At 72.3% G+C, this 16,395-nt stretch carries 12 protein-coding genes; 4 read left to right on the forward strand and 8 right to left on the reverse strand.

The window, feature by feature from the left end; all coding sequences use genetic code 11:
* The first annotated feature begins 131 nt into the window (after window positions 1-131).
* A complete protein-coding gene (locus tag J7E94_RS06030; RefSeq protein ID WP_251056196.1) occupies window positions 132-818 on the forward strand; it encodes a methyltransferase type 11 in 687 nt (228 codons plus the stop codon).
* Between the two features lie 10 nt (window positions 819-828).
* Here J7E94_RS06030 and ftsH read toward each other — a convergent pair whose 3' ends face one another.
* The 6 genes from ftsH to J7E94_RS06060 form a co-directional block, all read right to left on the reverse strand.
* Window positions 829-2,769, reverse strand: coding sequence for an ATP-dependent zinc metalloprotease FtsH (gene ftsH / locus J7E94_RS06035; RefSeq protein ID WP_215012991.1), 1,941 nt, complete (start codon window positions 2,767-2,769; stop codon window positions 829-831).
* A gap of 127 nt (window positions 2,770-2,896) precedes the next feature.
* Window positions 2,897-4,471 (reverse strand): signal recognition particle protein, encoded by a 1,575-nt coding sequence (ffh, locus tag J7E94_RS06040; RefSeq protein ID WP_215012993.1) that lies wholly within the window; start codon window positions 4,469-4,471, stop codon window positions 2,897-2,899.
* A 209-nt stretch (window positions 4,472-4,680) separates the two neighbouring features.
* The gene (locus tag J7E94_RS06045; protein WP_215012995.1) at window positions 4,681-7,107 is read right to left on the reverse strand and encodes a [protein-PII] uridylyltransferase; all 2,427 of its coding nucleotides are present in this window, start codon (window positions 7,105-7,107) and stop codon (window positions 4,681-4,683) included.
* Between the two features lie 121 nt (window positions 7,108-7,228).
* The gene (locus J7E94_RS06050) at window positions 7,229-7,567 is read right to left on the reverse strand and encodes a P-II family nitrogen regulator (protein WP_215012997.1); all 339 of its coding nucleotides are present in this window, start codon (window positions 7,565-7,567) and stop codon (window positions 7,229-7,231) included.
* The gene (locus tag J7E94_RS06055) at window positions 7,564-8,910 is read right to left on the reverse strand and encodes an ammonium transporter (protein ID WP_215012999.1); all 1,347 of its coding nucleotides are present in this window, start codon (window positions 8,908-8,910) and stop codon (window positions 7,564-7,566) included. Before J7E94_RS06055 ends, J7E94_RS06050 begins: the two co-directional genes overlap by 4 nt.
* 293 nt (window positions 8,911-9,203) lie before the next feature.
* A complete protein-coding gene (locus tag J7E94_RS06060) occupies window positions 9,204-10,667 on the reverse strand; it encodes a hypothetical protein (RefSeq protein ID WP_215013001.1) in 1,464 nt (487 codons plus the stop codon).
* Window positions 10,668-11,131: 464 nt separating this feature from the next.
* Here J7E94_RS06060 and J7E94_RS06065 point away from each other — a divergent pair, with 464 nt between their 5' ends.
* Entirely contained in the window at window positions 11,132-11,800 is a 669-nt protein-coding gene (locus J7E94_RS06065) for a bifunctional DNA primase/polymerase (protein ID WP_215013004.1), read from the forward strand.
* Between the two features lie 100 nt (window positions 11,801-11,900).
* On the opposite strand, the gene ftsY is transcribed toward J7E94_RS06065, so the two are convergent.
* Window positions 11,901-13,112 carry a signal recognition particle-docking protein FtsY gene (gene ftsY, locus J7E94_RS06070; RefSeq protein ID WP_215013006.1) on the reverse strand — a complete coding sequence of 404 codons (1,212 nt, stop codon included), beginning with the start codon at window positions 13,110-13,112 and terminating at the stop codon, window positions 11,901-11,903.
* Between the two features lie 148 nt (window positions 13,113-13,260).
* On the opposite strand from ftsY, the gene J7E94_RS35885 reads away from it, so the two are divergent.
* Window positions 13,261-13,740, forward strand: coding sequence for a hypothetical protein (locus J7E94_RS35885; protein ID WP_374224397.1), 480 nt, complete (start codon window positions 13,261-13,263; stop codon window positions 13,738-13,740).
* Between the two features lie 63 nt (window positions 13,741-13,803).
* Window positions 13,804-14,790: an LLM class flavin-dependent oxidoreductase gene (locus J7E94_RS06080; protein WP_215013008.1), complete on the forward strand. Its 987-nt coding sequence runs from the start codon at window positions 13,804-13,806 to the stop codon at window positions 14,788-14,790.
* A gap of 41 nt (window positions 14,791-14,831) precedes the next feature.
* Here J7E94_RS06080 and J7E94_RS06085 read toward each other — a convergent pair whose 3' ends face one another.
* The gene (locus J7E94_RS06085; RefSeq protein ID WP_215013010.1) at window positions 14,832-16,262 is read right to left on the reverse strand and encodes a sugar porter family MFS transporter; all 1,431 of its coding nucleotides are present in this window, start codon (window positions 16,260-16,262) and stop codon (window positions 14,832-14,834) included.
* Window positions 16,263-16,395: the final 133 nt, after the last annotated feature.

Genomic DNA, 16,395 nt, shown 5'->3' on the forward strand with positions numbered 1-16,395 from the left:
GGCGCGAATGGTACGGCGCCGTGCGCGCCGAGCGTGAATCGGGTGGCTCGCTCCTCTGGACGCGGGCGCGAATGGGGAGTTCCCTGGCAACGGGGGCAAGGGGGCGACACGGAATCAGGAGCGCTCTTTCGATGACACCGATGCCGACGGCCACGCTCGTCGCCCGGGACTGGGCCGAGATCCAGGAACGGATGCTGGTACCGCTGTACGAGGCGGTGTACGACCGGCTGGAGGTCGGGCCGGGTGACCGGCTGCTCGGCCTCGACTGCGGGGCCGGGCTGGCCCTGCTGCTCGCGGCCGGGCGGGGTGCCGTGGCCACGGGTGTGGAGGCGGATCCGGCGCGGCGCGCGCTGGCCCGGGAGCGCCTCCTGGAGGTGCTGGCGGCGCCGCCCGCAGCGCCGCTGGGGAACCGCCCGTACGACGCCTTGCTGGCCTTCTCACCGGCCCCGGCGGCCTTGGCCGCGGCGCTGCCCGCGGTCCGGCGGGGCGGGGCCGTGGTGCTGGCCGACTGGGGTCCGGCGGAGCGCTGCACGGTGCCCTCGGTGCTGGGCGGCGGGCCCGCGCCCCGGGACCTGGACGCGCTGGTGGAGCGGGCGGGGCTGCGGCCGGACGGCTCGGGGCGGGTGTTCTGCCCGTTCGGGTACGCGGATGCGGACAGCGCCGTACGCGGGCTGCTGTCGACCCGCCTCTACGACGGCGTCGCGGACCCCGCGCTCGCGGAGAAGGAGCTGGCCGAGGCCCTTCACCCGTACGAGCGGCCCGACGGGGCCGTATGGCTGCCGAACATCTTCCGGTATGTGATCGCCCGGGTGGCCTGACCGGTCCCGGTCAGGCCGTGTCGTGGCTCTTCGCCAGGCGGGTGATTCCGGCCGCGGCGTACGCGGCCGGTTCGTCCAGGGTCTCGTTGGCGAGCAGGGCCTCGGCGAGGGAGTCCAGTTTCGGCCGGTGTTCGCGCAGGAGGTGGCAGGCCTCCACGTAGCACTCGTCGACGATCCGCCGCATCTCGTGGTCCACCGTGTCGAGGGTGGTGGGGGCGGCGGACAGGCCGTAGGGGCCGCCACCGTCGGACGGGATGGCCGTGAGCTTGCCGACGCGCTCGCTCATGCCCCAGCGGCCGACCATGCCCCGGACGATGTTGGTGACCTGTTCGAGGTCGTTCTCCGCGCCCGTGGTGATGACGTCGTAGACGACGTGCTCGGCGGCCATGCCCCCGAGCGCCCCGATGATGCGGCCGCGCAGGTACTGCTCGGTGTACGCGTACCGGTCGGCGTCCGGGGTCGAGAGGGTGACGCCGAGGGCGCGGCCGCGGGGCACGATCGTGATCTTGCGGACCGGGTCGGCGCCCGGCTGGAGCATGCCCAGGAGGGCGTGGCCGCTCTCGTGGTACGCGGTGCGGCGGCGCTCCTCCAGGGGCATGACCAGGGACCGCTCGGCGCCGAGCTGGACCTTCTCCAGGGCGTCGGACAGGTCGGACTGGGTGACCTCGTCCTGGCGGCGTTTGACGGCCAGCAGCGCGGCCTCGTTGGCCAGGTTGGCCAGTTCGGCGCCGGTCATTCCGGGGGTGGTACGGGCCACCTGGGCGAGGTCGACGCTCGGGGCGAGCGGGATGTCCCGGGTGTGGATGCGCAGGATGGCCTCGCGGCCGCCGCGGTCGGGCGGGGAGACGGTCACCGTGCGGTCGAAGCGGCCGGGCCGGGTCAGGGCGGGGTCCAGGACGTCGGCGCGGTTGGTGGCGGCGAGGACGACCACACCCTCCGAGCCGGAGAAGCCGTCCATCTCGGTGAGGATCTGGTTCAGGGTCTGTTCGCGTTCGTCGTGGCCGCCCATGGCCGCGCCGCCGCCCCGCACCCGCCCGATGGTGTCGATCTCGTCGATGAAGATGATCGCGGGGGCCACTTTGCGCGCCTCGGTGAACAGTTCGCGCACCCGTGAGGCGCCGACGCCGACGATCATCTCGATGAACTCGGAGGCGGAGGCGGAGAAGAACGGCACCCCGGCCTCGCCGGCGACCGCCCGCGCGAGCAGGGTCTTGCCGGTGCCGGGCGGGCCGGAGAGGAGCACGCCGCCGGGCATCCGGGCGCCGAGCTTGCGGTAGGCCTGCGGGTTCTTGAGGAAGTCGACGACGTCGTTGAGCTCGCCCTCGACCTCGTCGATGCCCGCCACGTCCTCGAAGGTGGTGCGCTTGGCGCCCTCCTCCAGCTCCACCGGCTTGGGCGGCGCCTTGCGGCCGAGTCCGCCGAGGCCGCCGCCCATGGCCGCGCCCATCCGGCGGGCGATGAAGACCCACAGCAGGACCAAGAGCAGCATCGGGGCGAGGGACAGCAGCAGGTTGGCCAGGAAGCTGCGCTGCTCGACCACCGGGGAGGCGGTCACGTTCACGTTCTGCTTGGTGAGGTTGGCCCAGAGGTCGTCGTCGGCGAAGGCGGGGCGCTGCGTGACGAACTTGGTGTAGTCGCCCTTGCCGCCGTCGGGCACCGGCTGCTTGGCCTTCAGCTGGCCCTGGATGGCGTCGCCCTTGGAGTAGATCTTCGAGACGTTGCCGCCGGAGACCTGCTGGCTGAACTCGGTGTACGAGATCGTCGGCTCGTCGCCCTCGTTGAAGAAGGACAGCACCAGGTTGGTGATCAGGTACACGATCAGCGCGGTGAGGATCAGCCACCGCCAGCCGCCCGGCATCCGCTTCTTCGGCGGAGTGGTGGGCGGCGCGCCCTCGGAGCGCCAGGGCGTGTCGGCCCGGTCGCGGGGCGGTACGGGGGTGGGGCTGGGCACGGGGCGCCTCCTATTGCCGTCCTCCCGGCCGACGATAAGCGACAAATCCACCCATTGCCCCGCAGAATATGGAGGGCCCCGGCCGTGAACACACGACCGGGGCCCTCCGCTGCCTGCCTGCGCGGTACTACTTCATGAACTTCTTGAACTCGTCCGGAAGGTCGAATTCCTGGCCCGGCTGGCCGCCGCCGGCCGGAAGGCCGAACGGGTTGGCGCCGGCCGCGGGCTCGATCGCCTGCGGGCCCTGCTCGCGGCGGGCCGCGGCTGCGGCCTCCTCTTCCCTGCGCTTCATCGGGTTGCCGCTCTTGCGCTTGCCCTTGGCCTGCTTGACCTGCTTCTTCTGCCGGCCGGGGCCGCCGCCCATCCCGGGGATGCCGGGCATGCCCGGCATCCCGCCGCCCTGGGCCATGCGGGACATCATCTTGCGGGCTTCGAAGAACCGCTCGACGAGCGACTTGACGGCGCTGACCTCGTTGCCGGAGCCCTTGGCGACACGGGCACGGCGCGAGCCGTTGATGATCGTCGGATCCTGGCGCTCGGCCGGGGTCATCGACTTGATGATCGCGGCCATGCGGTCCACGTCGCGCTCGTCGATGTTGTTGATCTGGTCCTTGATCTGCCCCATGCCGGGGAGCATGCCGAGGAGCTTGGAGATGGAGCCCATCTTGCGGACCTGCTCCATCTGGGCCAGGAAGTCGTCGAGCGTGAACTCCTTGGGGCCCTTGGCGAGCTTGGCCGCCATCTTCTCGGCCTCGGCCTGCGAGAAGGTCTTCTCGGCCTGCTCGATGAGGGTGAGCATGTCCCCCATGTCGAGGATCCGGCCCGCCATGCGGTCCGGGTGGAAGGCGTCGAACTCGTCGAGCTTCTCGCCGTTCGAGGCGAACATGACCTGCTTGCCGGTGACGTGCGCGATGGAGAGCGCGGCACCACCGCGGGCGTCGCCGTCGAGCTTCGACAGCACGACGCCGTCGAAGCCGACGCCGTCGCGGAAGGCCTCCGCGGTGTTGACCGCGTCCTGACCGATCATGGCGTCGACGACGAAGAGGATCTCGTCGGGGCTGACGGCGTCGCGGATGTCCGCGGCCTGCTGCATCAGCTCGGCGTCGATGCCGAGACGGCCGGCGGTGTCGACGATGACGATGTCGTACTGCTTGGTGCGCGCGTACTCGACGGAGTCCTTGGCCACCTGGACCGGGTCGCCGACGCCGTTGCCCGGCTGGGGGCCGTAGAACGCCACGCCCGCGCGGTCGGCGACGACGGAGAGCTGGTTGACGGCGTTGGGGCGCTGGAGGTCGCACGCGACGAGGAGCGGGGTGTGGCCCTGCCCCTTGAGCCAGAGGCCGAGCTTGCCCGCGAGAGTGGTCTTGCCGGCACCCTGGAGGCCGGCCAGCATGATCACGGTGGGGGCGGTCTTGGCGAAGCGCAGCCGCCGGGTCTCGCCGCCGAGGATCGTGACGAGCTCGTCGTTGACGATCTTGAGGACCTGCTGGCCGGGGTTCAGCGCCTTGCTGACCTCCTCGCCGCGGGCCCTCTCCTTGACGTTCGCGATGAAGGAGCGGACGACCGGGAGCGCGACGTCGGCCTCAAGGAGCGCGATACGGATTTCCCGGGCCGCCGAGTCGATGTCAGCCTCGGACAGCCGGCCTTTGCCGCGCAGGCCCTTGAAGGTATTCGCCAAGCGGTCGGAGAGCGTATCGAACACGGTGGTCGCGATTCCTCGGGTCGGGGGCGTGGTGGTCGTTCCCCAGGGTATCCGGCCGCGCCGCCGTCCCGCCCCTGCGGGCAGCTTTTCCCTCCCAGCCCGCCCTGCGTCCGAGGGCACGGGCGCGAAGCGCACGTACGGCGTCTGGGCGGAGCCCGCTTTCGGGAAGGGGCGGGGTGGGGGACGGCCCCGCGCGGCGGCCGCCCCCGCTACGCCAAGGCCTCCTGCACGGATCCGGCCAGAGCCGCCGCCCGCACGGGCTCCAGCGGCTTGCCCTCCAGGGTGGTCACGTACAGCGTGTCCACCGCGTTGGCACCCAGCGTCGACACGTGCGCGCTGCGCACCCGTACGCTCCCCGCCTCCAGCGCCCGCCCGATCCGGTGCAGCAACCCCACCGCGTCGGGCGCCCGCACCTCCAGGACCGTGGCCAGCGAGGAGACGTCCGGGACCACCGCGACCCGCGGCGGCGGCGGGACGACCCCCCGCCGGCGCGGGTAGGCCGCCTCGCGGTCCGCCAGCTTCGCCGGAACGTCCAGCGAGCCGTCCAGCGCCCGGATCAGGTCGGTCCGCAGCCGCGCCGCCTGCGGCAGCGAGCCGTACTCGGCCGCCACCCGCCACCGCAGCACGAGGACCTCGCCCAGCCGGTCCGGCAGTTCCATGGAGCGCAGGTCGGCGGCCCGGACCGTGAGGCGGTGCAGGGCCAGCACCCCCGCCACCGCCGGGAGGACGCCCGGCTGGTCGGGGACGGCCACGACGAGTTCCACGCCGACGGCGTCCTCCTCCTGCCGGGTGTGCAGCGCGAGCACCGGCTCCCCGGTGCGCAGGGCCTCCACGGCCAGGCGTTCCTGTTCCGTCGTCGGGATCTCCGCCTCCCCCGCCGCCGGGGCCGTGCCGCGCAGGACGGCGGCGACCCGCCCGACGAGGTCCGCGACGAGCGATCCCCGCCAGGTGCTCCACGCCGCCGGCCCGGTGGCCAGGGCGTCCGCCTCGGTCAGGGCGTGCAGGATCTCCAGCGTGCCCACCGACCCCACGGCCTCGGCGACCGAGCGGACCGTCGCCGGGTCCTCCAGGTCGCGCCGGGTCGCGGTGTCGATCAGCAGCAGGTGGTGCCGTACGAGGGTGCCCAGTACGGCGACGTCCTGCGCGTCGAAGCCGAGCCGGACCGCGACGTCCCGCGCGATCGTCTCGCCGGCCACCGAGTGGTCCCCCGGCCAGCCCTTGCCGATGTCGTGCAGGAGGGCGGCCATCAGCAGCAGGTCGGGGCGGCCGACCCGGCGGGTCAGGGCCGAGGCGCGGACGGCCGTCTCGATCAGGTGGCGGTCCACCGTCCAGGTGTGGACGGGATTGCGCTGCGGGCGGCAGCGCACCCGTTCCCAGTCGGGCAGCAGCCGGGTGATCAGGCCCTCGGCCTCCAGGGCCTCCCACACGGGCACGGTGGGCTCCCCCGCCCCCAGCAGCGTCAGCAGCTGTTCCCGGGCCTCCGCCGGCCACGGCACCGGGAGCGGTTTGGCCTGTACGGCGAGCCGGCGCAGGGCGTGCAGCGATACGGGAAGACCCGCCTGCGCGGCCGCCGCGGCGAGCCGGAGCGCGAGCACCGGATCGCGGTCGGGGCGCGCCGCCAGGGCCAGTACGGCCTCGCCGTCGGACTCCACGACCCCTTCGGCCAGCGGCGCCCGCTCGGCCGCCGGGGCGCCCCGGGTGCCCAGCAGCCCGCGCAGCCGCGGCCGGGCGGCGCGCGCCCGCAGCACGCGTCCGACCTCCCGCCAGGTCACGTCGGCGGCGTACGCGACGACCCGCGCGGCCTCGTACACCTCGCGCAGCAGCGCGTCCGCGTCGAGCAGCCCGAGCTGCGCGGCGACCTGGTCCTGCTCCTGGAGGGAGAGCCGGTCGGTGGCCCGGCCGGTCACCAGGTGCAGGGCGTCCCGCGCGTCCAGGAGCCGGCGCCGGGCGTCGGCGAGGCCCTCGCGCGGGGCGTCGGCCAGCCAGGACGCCGCCACCGCCCGCAGCGCGGTGGCGTCCCGGAGCCCGCCGCGGGCCTCCTTGAGATCGGGTTCGAGCAGGAAGCGGAGCTCCCCGGCCCGCTCGGCCCGCTCCCGGCACAGGTGGTGCAGCTGCGGGAGCCGTTTGGCGGCCTGGTTGCGCCAGTCCGCGAGCACGGAGGTCCGCAGGCCGGCCAGGAGTCCGACGTCCCCCGCGACCGGCCGGGCGTCCAGCAGCCCGAGGTGCACCTTGAGGTCCTCGGAGGCGGTCTTGCGGGCCTCGCCCGGGGTCCGTACCGAGTGGTCGAGGGCCAGGCCCAGGTCCCACACCGGGTACCAGAGGCGGTCGGCCAGCGCGCTCAGGGCTCGCGGCTCGGCCTTGCCGTCGTGCAGCAGCACCAGGTCGAGGTCGCTGCGCGGGGAGAGCTCGGCCCGCCCGTAGCCGCCGACGGCCACGAGCGCGGCGCCGCGTACGCCGGTCTCCCGGACCGCGGTCGTGAACAGCGAGTTCAGCCATGCGTCGGTCAGCCCGGCCAGGGCGGAACGCCGCGACGGCCCGGACCGCGACTCCTCCTGGAGGAGTCGCAGCCGGGCCGCGGCGTATCCGCTGGGTCCCGAGTCGGCCGTGTGGTCCGTGGTCTCTTCGACGCTCGTCACCCAGGAGCTCCCGTCAGTTAGGACCTGTCCGGTCGATCATGCCGGGCTCGCGTGCCCTGGTGCGCACGCTCGCCGTGTTGTGGCCCCGCTCGCTTGTCCGGCCCGACCGACCGGACAGGTCCTACAGCGCGTCAGCGCCGCGCTCGCCGGTGCGGACCCTGACCACCGAGTCCACGGGGACGCTCCACACCTTGCCGTCGCCGATCTTTCCGGTGGCGGCGGAGCTCACGATGACCCGGATCACCTCTTCGGCGTCGGCGTCCTCGACCAGCACCTCGATGCGGATCTTGGGTACGAGGTCCACGGTGTACTCGGCGCCGCGGTAGACCTCGGTGTGGCCGCGCTGGCGGCCGTAGCCGCTGGCCTCGGTGACCGTGAGCCCCTGGACTCCGAAGGTCTGGAGGGCTTCCTTGATCTCGTCCAGCTTGTGCGGCTTGACGATCGCGGTGATCAGCTTCATGCGTCAACCTTCTTGCTCGCGGCGGCAGCGGGGGTCGGGAGGGCGGTGCTCCGGGAGGAGGATCCGCCGCCGGCCCCGCTGAAGTCGTAGGCCGTCTCGGCGTGCTCGACCTGGTCGATGCCGGAGACCTCGTCGTCCTCGGTGACCCGCATCCCGATCGTCTTGTCGAGCAGGAAGGCGAGCAGCGCGGACGCCACGAGAGAGTAGGCGAGGACGGAGAAGACTCCGATGGCCTGCTTGCCGAGCTGCTCCAGGCCGCCGCCGTAGAAGAGGCCGGCGACGTCGGACTGGACCCCGCCGGTGGCGAAGAGGCCCACCAGCAGGGAGCCGGCGACACCGCCAACGAGGTGGACGCCGACGACGTCGAGGGAGTCGTCGTAGCCGAACTTGTACTTGAGGCCCACCGCCATGGCGCAGAGCACACCGGCGATGGCGCCGACGGCGATCGCGCCGAGCGGGCTGACCGCGCCGCCGGAGGGGGTGATGGCGACGAGGCCGGCGACCGCGCCGGAGGCGGCGCCCAGGGTGGTGAAGGAGCCGTGGCGCAGCTTCTCGTAGAGCAGCCAGGCGAGCATGGCTGCGGCGGTGGCGACCTGGGTGTTGACGAACATGACCGCGCCGACGCCGTCGTCGTTGCCGAGCCAGGAGCCCGCGTTGAAGCCGAACCAGCCGAACCAGAGCAGACCGGCGCCGAGCATCACGAGCGGGAGGCTGTGCGGGCGCATCGGGTCCTTCTTGAAGCCGACGCGCTTGCCGATGACCAGGATCACGCCGAGGGCTGCGGCGCCGGCGTTGATGTGGACGGCGGTGCCGCCCGCGAAGTCGATGACGCCGAGCTCGAAGAGCCAGCCGCCGTCGCCCCAGACCCAGTGGGCGACGGGGAAGTAGACGACGGTGACCCACAGGACGGTGAAGAGGGCCCAGGCGCTGAACTTCACCCGGTCGGCGAGGGCGCCGCTGATCAGGGCCGGGGTGATGACGGCGAACATCAGCTGGAAGACGGCGAAGACGTAGACCGGGATGGTGTAGCCGTCCCACAGCTCGGTGATGCCGATGCCGCTGAGGCCGACGTAGTCGGAGTTCCAGCCGATGAGGGAGCCGGAATCGGTGCCGAAGGCGAGGCTGAAGCCGTAGAGGACCCACAGGATCGTGACGATCCCGAGGCTGATGAAGCTCATCATCAGCATGTTGAGACTGCTCTTGACGCGGACCATGCCTCCGTAGAAGAAGGCGAGGCCCGGGGTCATCAGCATGACCAGGGCGGAGCAGATGAGCATGAACCCGGTGTTCGCGGCAGACAGCGTGGGGGCGTCTGCCGCGAGGGTCGTGATGGCTGATGCCATCGGCGTCTCCTCGTCGTCGGTACGTTCGCGTGCGGGCGATCGTGAAAACCTGAGCGGCGGTATAAGGAACTGGCCGGTTATTGGCCTTGAGATTCGCGCAGGCCGGTTTCCGGCGGCGCCGCTCGGTGTTTCGCGCCCGTGACGAAGAGGTCGTGCGTGTTACGCCTCCATGAACGAGGGTTCGTGAAAAACCGGCCGCGGCAGTACCCGGACGTCCTGGCTGGGGGAGCCTGATCGGGCTTCACGGGGTGACTGCCGCGGCCGGGGCCTTGGGGGGACGGCCGCGTGGGCCGTCAGACGGCCTCCGCGGCTTCGGGGAGGCGGGAGGCGAGGTGGTCGGTGAGCCGGACCACCTCGGCGACGTCGCCGTACTCACGGGCGGCGGTGTCGACCGTCTTGCGGAGCCGGGTGTTCACCCGTTCGGACCGAACCTTTCCCGCCACGTCGAGGGCCCGGTCGACGAGGACGGCGGCCTGCTCGGGCTCGCGCTGGAGCAGGTGGACGGTGGCCATGCCGATGAGGTTGAGGGCGTAGGAGCGCTGGTGCTCCTGGTCCTTCTCGAAGAGCTCGACGGCCCGCTCCATGACGGGTTCGGCGAGGGAGGCGTAGGTGGGGCTGCGCCCGGCGACGTAGGCCAGATCGCGGTACGAGTGGGAGTTCTCCCCGTTCAGCTCGGCCTCGGAGAAGAAGCGGATCCAGTCGGGTTCGGGCTCGCCGCCGAAGCCGACGTCGCCGAAGGTGTCCTCGGCCATCCGCACGGCCCGCTTGCAGCGGCTGGGCTGGCCCATGTTGGCGTACGCGCGGGCCTCCATCGCATACAGCATGGCCTGGGTGCGCGGGCCGGCGCAGTCGCGGCTGCCGTACTGGGCGAGGTGGATCAGTTCGAGGGCATCCTCGGGGCGGCCCAGGTGGATCATCTGGCGGCTCATGCTGGAGAGGATGTACGAGCCCAGCGGCTTGTCCCCGCCCTCCTTCGCGGCGTGCAGCGCGAGCACGAAGTATTTCTGCGCGGTGGGGTGCAGGCCGATGTCGTAGCTCATCCAGCCGGCGAGCTCGGCGAGTTCGGCGGCCACCTTGAAGAGCCGCTTCATGACCGGCGCCGGGTGGTTCTCCTGGAGCAGGTCGGTGACCTCGTGGAGCTGCCCCACGACGGCCTTGCGGCGCAGCCCGCCCCCGCACTGGGCGTCCCACTGGCGGAACATGACGGTGGTGGCGTCGAGGAGGTCGAGCTCGGGCGTGGAGAGCCGGGGCGGGCGGTGGCCGCCGAGGGCCCCCGCCAGCCCCGTCTGGCGCGGTCCCGGGTCGGCGGCCGGGACCGGGACGAGCCAGCGCTGCATGGGCTCGATGAGGGCGGGGCCGGCGGAGAGGGCGAGCGAGGTCCCGAGGAAGCCGCGGCGGGCCAGCATCAGGTCGCTGCGGGAGAACTCGCCGAGCAGTTCGACGGTCTGCGGGCCGGCCCAGGGCAGGTCGACGCCGGATACCGAGGGGGTCTGGTGGGCGGTGCGCAGGCCGAGCTGCTCGATGGCGACGACCGAGCCGAAGCGCTCCGAGAAGAGTTCGGAGAGGATCCGCGGGACGGGCTCGCGGGGCTGTTCGCCGTCGAGCCAGCGGCGCACCCGGGAGGTGTCCGTGCTGATGTGGTGGGCGCCCGTCTGACGGGCCCGGCGGTTGACCTGGCGGGCCAGCTCGCCCTTGGACCAACCGCTGCGGACGAACCACGAGGTCAGCTGTTCATTGCGCGCAGCAGAGTCGTCCATCGTTCCGCTTGCGCCGTTGCCGCTCACTGGAACGCCCCCATCCGCTCAGCCTCTTCCACACGAAACCCTGGCGCGGGCGGCGAGCGCCGCAACGGACCTTCACAGGTCCTCCACACATTGCCTCCGGCATACCCACGGGCGGGCCTGCCTTCGGGGTTCGTGCACCGAAAGTAATCCTACGATCACCCCTCCGGCGAGCCCGATTCCGGAAACGCCACCATTCGCCACCCCTTCGAATGAACAAGCCACCCGCCAGGCGCGATTCACTTGACACCGAGGTGAAACGGCTTTGGTTGGACTGGAGTGCGCTCGGGGCGCGCGCGGCGAGGAGTGCGCCGGGCCGCATCGGACGACACCCCCGCGGCGGACCGCCCGCAGCCGGGGGAACCTCCCGGCGGTGGCCGGGGGAGTCCGGCCGACGTCGTAACCACCGGCGCGTCCGACCCGTTGGAGGGGGCATGGGCATGGGCTTCACGACCGGCGGCAGCCGCGGCACCAGGGAGTTCCGTTCCGGCGTCCGGCGCCGCGGCCGGACCTCGGAGTGCACGGCGGTGGCGGAGTACACCGGGCTGTGGGGCTGGGACGTGGTCCCCGGCGCCCGCGCCGCGGCGCCCGCCCGGGACTGCTCCTGCGGGGACCCCCGGTGCGCCGCCCCCGGCGCGCATCCGCTGGACTTCGCCCCCACGGTCAAGGCCGGGGCCACCCTGGACGAGGCCACCGAGACCTGGGGCGAGTACCCCGGCGCGGCGGTGCTGCTCCCCGCCGGCCGCTCCTTCGACGTCATCGAGGTCTCGGAGGAGGCAGGGCGGCGCGCACTGGTCCGGCTGGAGCGGATGGGCCTGCCGCTCGGGCCGGTCATCGTGACCCCGGACGGCCGGGCGCAGTTCTTCGTCGCCCCGGGCGCGGCCGCCGAGCTGCCGGAGCTGCTGTACCGGATGGGCTGGGACGACGCCCACCTCGACCTGCGCGCCCTGGGGCACGGGGCCTTCGTCACGGCCCCGCCGTCCGACCGGGCCGGGCTCGGACCGGTCTGCTGGCTGCGGCCGCCCGCGCTCGACTCCGCGGGGGGTCCGCCGCAGGCGCGGCTGCTGCTGGGCACGCTCGCCTACCTGTGCCACCGCTTCCGCCGGTAGCCGCCCGCCCCGACTCCCCGCGTGCGAGTGCCCCCGTGTTCCGGACGGAACACGGGGGCACTCGCACGGATCCGTACGATCCGCGCTGTCCGGTCCGCGCTCAGTCGCCGATCAGGGCGTCCACGAACGCCTCCGGCTCGAAGGGCGCCAGGTCGTCCGCTCCCTCGCCGAGGCCGATGAGCTTGACCGGAACGCCCAGCTCGCGCTGGACGGCGATGACGATGCCGCCCTTGGCGGTGCCGTCGAGCTTGGTCAGCACGATGCCGGTGATGTCCACGACCTCCGCGAAGACACGGGCCTGGGCCAGGCCGTTCTGCCCGGTGGTGGCGTCCAGGACCAGCAGGATCTCGTCGAGCGGGCCGTGCTTCTCCACGACGCGCTTGACCTTGCCGAGCTCGTCCATGAGGCCGGTCTTGGTGTGCAGGCGGCCGGCGGTGTCGATGAGCACCACGTCGGCGCCCTCGGCGATGCCCTCCTTGACCGCGTCGTAGGCGATCGAGGCGGGGTCACCGCCCTCGGGGCCCCGGACGGTACGGGCGCCGACGCGCTCGCCCCAGGTCTGGAGCTGGTCGGCGGCGGCGGCGCGGAAGGTGTCGGCCGCGCCGAGCACGACGCTGCGGCCGTCGGCGACAAGCACGCGGGCCAGCTTGCCCGTGGTGGTGGTCTTGCCGGTGCCGTTGACGCCGACGACCATGATCACGCCGGGGGTGTCCTCGCCGCTCTCGGTCTTCACGACGCGGTCGAAGTCGGTGCCGACCAGGGTCAGCAGCTCCTCCTTCAGCAGGGCGCGCAGGTCCGCCGGGGTGCGGGTGCCGAGCACCTTGACCCGCTCGCGGAGCCGGTCGACCAGCTCCTGGGTCGGGACGACACCGACGTCGGCGACGAGGAGGGTCTCCTCGATCTCCTCCCAGGTGTCCTCGTCGAGGTGCTCCCGGGAGAGCAGCGTGAGCAGGCCCTGGCCGAGGGAGTTCTGCGACCGGGCGAGCCGGGCGCGCAGCCGGACCAGACGGCCGGCGGTGGGCTCGGGCACCTCGATCTCGGGCGCGGCCGGAACCTCGGGCTCTACCGCAGGCGCCTCGACGGGAGCCGCGGCCTTCGGGAGCGCGACCTCCTCGATCGTGCGGCGCGGCTCTTCCGCCGTCTCTACGGCGTCCTCCCCCACCTGCGGTTCGGCAGGCGGGGCAGTGATGGTCGGCGTGCTCGACGGTGCCGGGGGCGGCAGCTGCTTCTTCTTGCGGCTGCTGACCACGAGCCCGCTGATCGCGCCGACCGCGACCAGGGCGATGACTACAGCAAGGATGAGGATTTCCATAACCCGTCCAGTATGCGCGACCTGGCCCACGGCACTCCGTTGTCCAGGCGGCCCTATGCGCCTCCGCGGGCCGGACTGGTCCGCCGCTCGGCCACGTGTCGGCGGGAAGCCCTTTCAGGGCGGAGTCACAACCACCCCGGTGTCGGGCGTGGCGGCGCAGAGCGCCCAGGGGCTGTCGCAGCTCATACAGTGGGCCGCGACAGCCCCTGACTCTTGGGTCATCACACAGGCACCAAGCCTCTCCGTCGGCCTGATCCCGATCTCCGGAAAGCGCGGCGGCGCCCCCGGCAGGGCCCTGTCCCGGGCGGGGTTCGGGCAGCGCGGCAACCCGACCTACGACGGCCCCGCCCTGCCGGACACCACGCGGGCCAGTGCCTACTGGTACCGGGGCGGCTTCGCCTGGCAGGCGATGACCGCGTGGGGCCTCGCCCTCGTCGCGGGCCTGCTGTTCCCCGCGGTGGACTGGTTCGGCGGACCGCTCGCCTCCGCCTGGATGGGGCAGAACGGCCCGGGCTGGCCGGCGGGCATCCTCACCTCGGCCGCGCTGTACGCCGTACTGCCGCGCACGGCCCCGGCGGAGCCGGCCGCGGCAGAGGAGCGCGAGCTCGCCGGATCCCTGTCAAACTGACGCCACGTCAGCTAACGTCCCCCTTCGCCCGCCCCACCACCTCCGGCGAAGGGGGACTTCTCCATGCCCATCACCGTGGCCCGGTTCAATCTCGTCGACCCGAACGGCACCCCCGAATCCCTCTCCGCCCGCTACAAGGCGGCGCTGGAGATGGCCCGGTACGCGGACGACCGCGGGATCGACACCGTCCAGACCGAGGAGCACCACGGCACCGGCAACAACTGGCTGCCCTCCCCCTTCGCCTTCGCCGCCGCCGTCTTCGGCGCCACCCGCCGGATCGCCGTCACCGTCTCGGCGATCATCGGCCCGCTGTACGACCCGTTGAAGGTGGCCGAGGACATCGCCGTCCTCGACCTGCTGAGCGGCGGACGCCTGGTCACGGTCGCGGGCATCGGCTACCGGCCGGAGGAGTACGAGCAGCACGGCGTGGAGTGGGGCCGGCGCGGCAGGCTCCAGGACGAGCTCCTGGAAACCCTGCTGAAGGCGTGGACCGGCGAGCCCTTCGAGTTCCGCGGCCGGACCGTACGGGTCACCCCGCGACCCTTCACCCGGCCGCACCCGATGCTCCTGGTCGGCGGCAGCTCCGAGGCCGCCGCCCGGCGCGCGGCCCGGCTGGGGCTGCCCTTCTTCCCCAGCGCGCACCTGCCGGAGCTGGAGGCGTACTACCAGGCGAAGCTCGCGGAGTACGGCACGGAGGGCTTCTGCATGATGCCCGCGGCCCAGACCCCGCTGCTGCACATATCCGAGGACCCCGACCGCACCTGGGCCGAGCACGGCGAGCGCTTCCTGCACGAGGCGGGCATGTACGCGTCCTGGCAGTCGAAGGACATCCGCAGCGCCGTACGGTCGTCCGCGCGCTCGGTGGCGGAGCTGCGCGCGGAAGGCGTCTACCGGATCCTCACCCCGGACGAGGCGGTGGCGTACGCCCGGGGCGCCGGCGAGGCGGGGAACCTGGTGCTGCACCCGCTGTGCGGCGGGATGCCGCTGGACGAGGGCTGGCGCAGCCTGCACCTGCTGTGCGAACAGGTACTGCCCCGGCTCAAGGACTGAGCCGGGGCAGTATCGAGGAGAAGGGGTGGTGGCGGGGAGTGTTACCCCATCTCCTCCAGCGCCTTGCCCTTGGTCTCCGGCACCCACTTGAGGATGAAGGGGATCGAGAGCACGGCGAAGACCGTGTAGATGACGTACGCGCCGGACAGGTTCCAGTCCGACAGGCTCGGGAACGAGACGGTGATGACCCAGTTGGCGATCCACTGGGCCGCGGCGGCGACGCCGAGGGCCGCGGCCCGGATGCGGTTGGGGAACATCTCGCCGAGCAGCACCCAGACCACCACGCCCCAGGACAGGGCGAAGAAGAGCACGAAGCAGTGCGCGGCGATCAGCGCGACCGTGCCCTGGGTGTCGGGCATGGAGATGTTGTCGCCGGTGCCGGTCTTGTACGAGAACGCCCAGGCGCAGAGGCCGAGGGAGAGCGCCATTCCGGCCGATCCGATGAGCGCGAGCGGCTTGCGGCCGATCCGGTCGACGAAGATCATCGCGATCACCGTGCCGATGATGTTGATGATCGACGTGGTGAAGGAGTACAGGAACGAGCTGGTCGGGTCGATGCCCACGGACTGCCACAGCGAAGAGCTGTAGTAGAAGATCACGTTGATGCCGACGAGCTGCTGGAAGACGGAGAGGCCGATGCCGATCCAGACGATGGGCAGGAAGGCGAAGCGGCCGCCGAGCAGGTCCTGGAAAGTGGACTTGTGCTCGGAGCGCATGGCCAGGTCGATCTCGGCGACGCGCGCGTCCAGGTCGACCTTCGAGCCCTCGACCTCGCGCAGCACCTGCTTGGCCTGCTCGGTGCGGCCGACGGAGATCAGGAAGCGCGGGGACTCCGGGATGACGAAGGACATCAGCCCGTAGAGCACGGCGGGGACGACCATGACGCCGAGCATCCACTGCCAGGCCTCGAAGCCGGCGAGCTTGCCGCGCTGGTCGCCGTCGGCGAGGTTCAGGATGCCCCAGTTGACGAGCTGGGAGATGGCGATGCCGATGACGATGGCGGCCTGCTGGAAGGAGGCCAGGCGGCCGCGGTAGGCGGCCGGGGACACCTCGGCGATGTAGGCGGGGCCGATGACGGAGGCCATGCCGATGCCGAAGCCGCCGATCACGCGCCAGGCGGCCAGGTCCCAGAGGGCGAAGGGCAGGGCCGAGCCGATGGCGCTCGCCGTGAAGAGGACGGCGGCGATCTGCATGCAGCGGATGCGGCCGATCCGGTCGGCTATGCGGCCGGCAGTGGCGGCGCCGAAGGCGCAGCCGATCAGCGCGGCGGCGATCACCTGGGCGAGTGCCCCGGATCCGATGCCGAACCGGTCGCGGATGGCTTCGACGGCGCCGTTGATGACGGAGCTGTCGTAGCCGAAGAGGAAACCGCCCATGGCCGCGGCCGCGGTGATGAAGATGACGTGCCCGAGATGGTCGGGCTGCGCCACCCGGCCCCTGCCTGACGCGGGTGCGTTCGCTGTGCTGGTCAAGGTGCGCTCCTGGGCCCGGCGTCGACGGCGGGCGGTGTGGGGGTGTGCATCTGTGCGCGTGTTCCTCCAGTGGCGCACAGCAAACTGCTCACCACCACCTGAACGTCGGACACGCCAAAGCAGAGCTTATGAC

It is taken from the genome of Streptomyces sp. ISL-94 (assembly GCF_018614075.1).
GTDB lineage: Bacteria > Actinomycetota > Actinomycetes > Streptomycetales > Streptomycetaceae > Streptomyces.

What these genes read in the sequence shown, in the direction of transcription:
- J7E94_RS06080 (WP_215013008.1), top strand. Translation starts at nt 13,804, where the DNA reads ATGCCCATCACCGTGGCCCGGTTCAATCTCGTCGACCCGAACGGCACC.
- J7E94_RS06030 (WP_251056196.1), top strand. Translation starts at nt 132, where the DNA reads ATGACACCGATGCCGACGGCCACGCTCGTCGCCCGGGACTGGGCCGAG.
- J7E94_RS06055 (WP_215012999.1), bottom strand. Translation starts at nt 8,910, where the DNA reads ATGGCATCAGCCATCACGACCCTCGCGGCAGACGCCCCCACGCTGTCT.
- J7E94_RS06050 (WP_215012997.1), bottom strand. Translation starts at nt 7,567, where the DNA reads ATGAAGCTGATCACCGCGATCGTCAAGCCGCACAAGCTGGACGAGATC.
- ftsY (WP_215013006.1), bottom strand. Translation starts at nt 13,112, where the DNA reads ATGGAAATCCTCATCCTTGCTGTAGTCATCGCCCTGGTCGCGGTCGGC.
- J7E94_RS06060 (WP_215013001.1), bottom strand. Translation starts at nt 10,667, where the DNA reads ATGGACGACTCTGCTGCGCGCAATGAACAGCTGACCTCGTGGTTCGTC.
- J7E94_RS06065 (WP_215013004.1), top strand. Translation starts at nt 11,132, where the DNA reads ATGGGCTTCACGACCGGCGGCAGCCGCGGCACCAGGGAGTTCCGTTCC.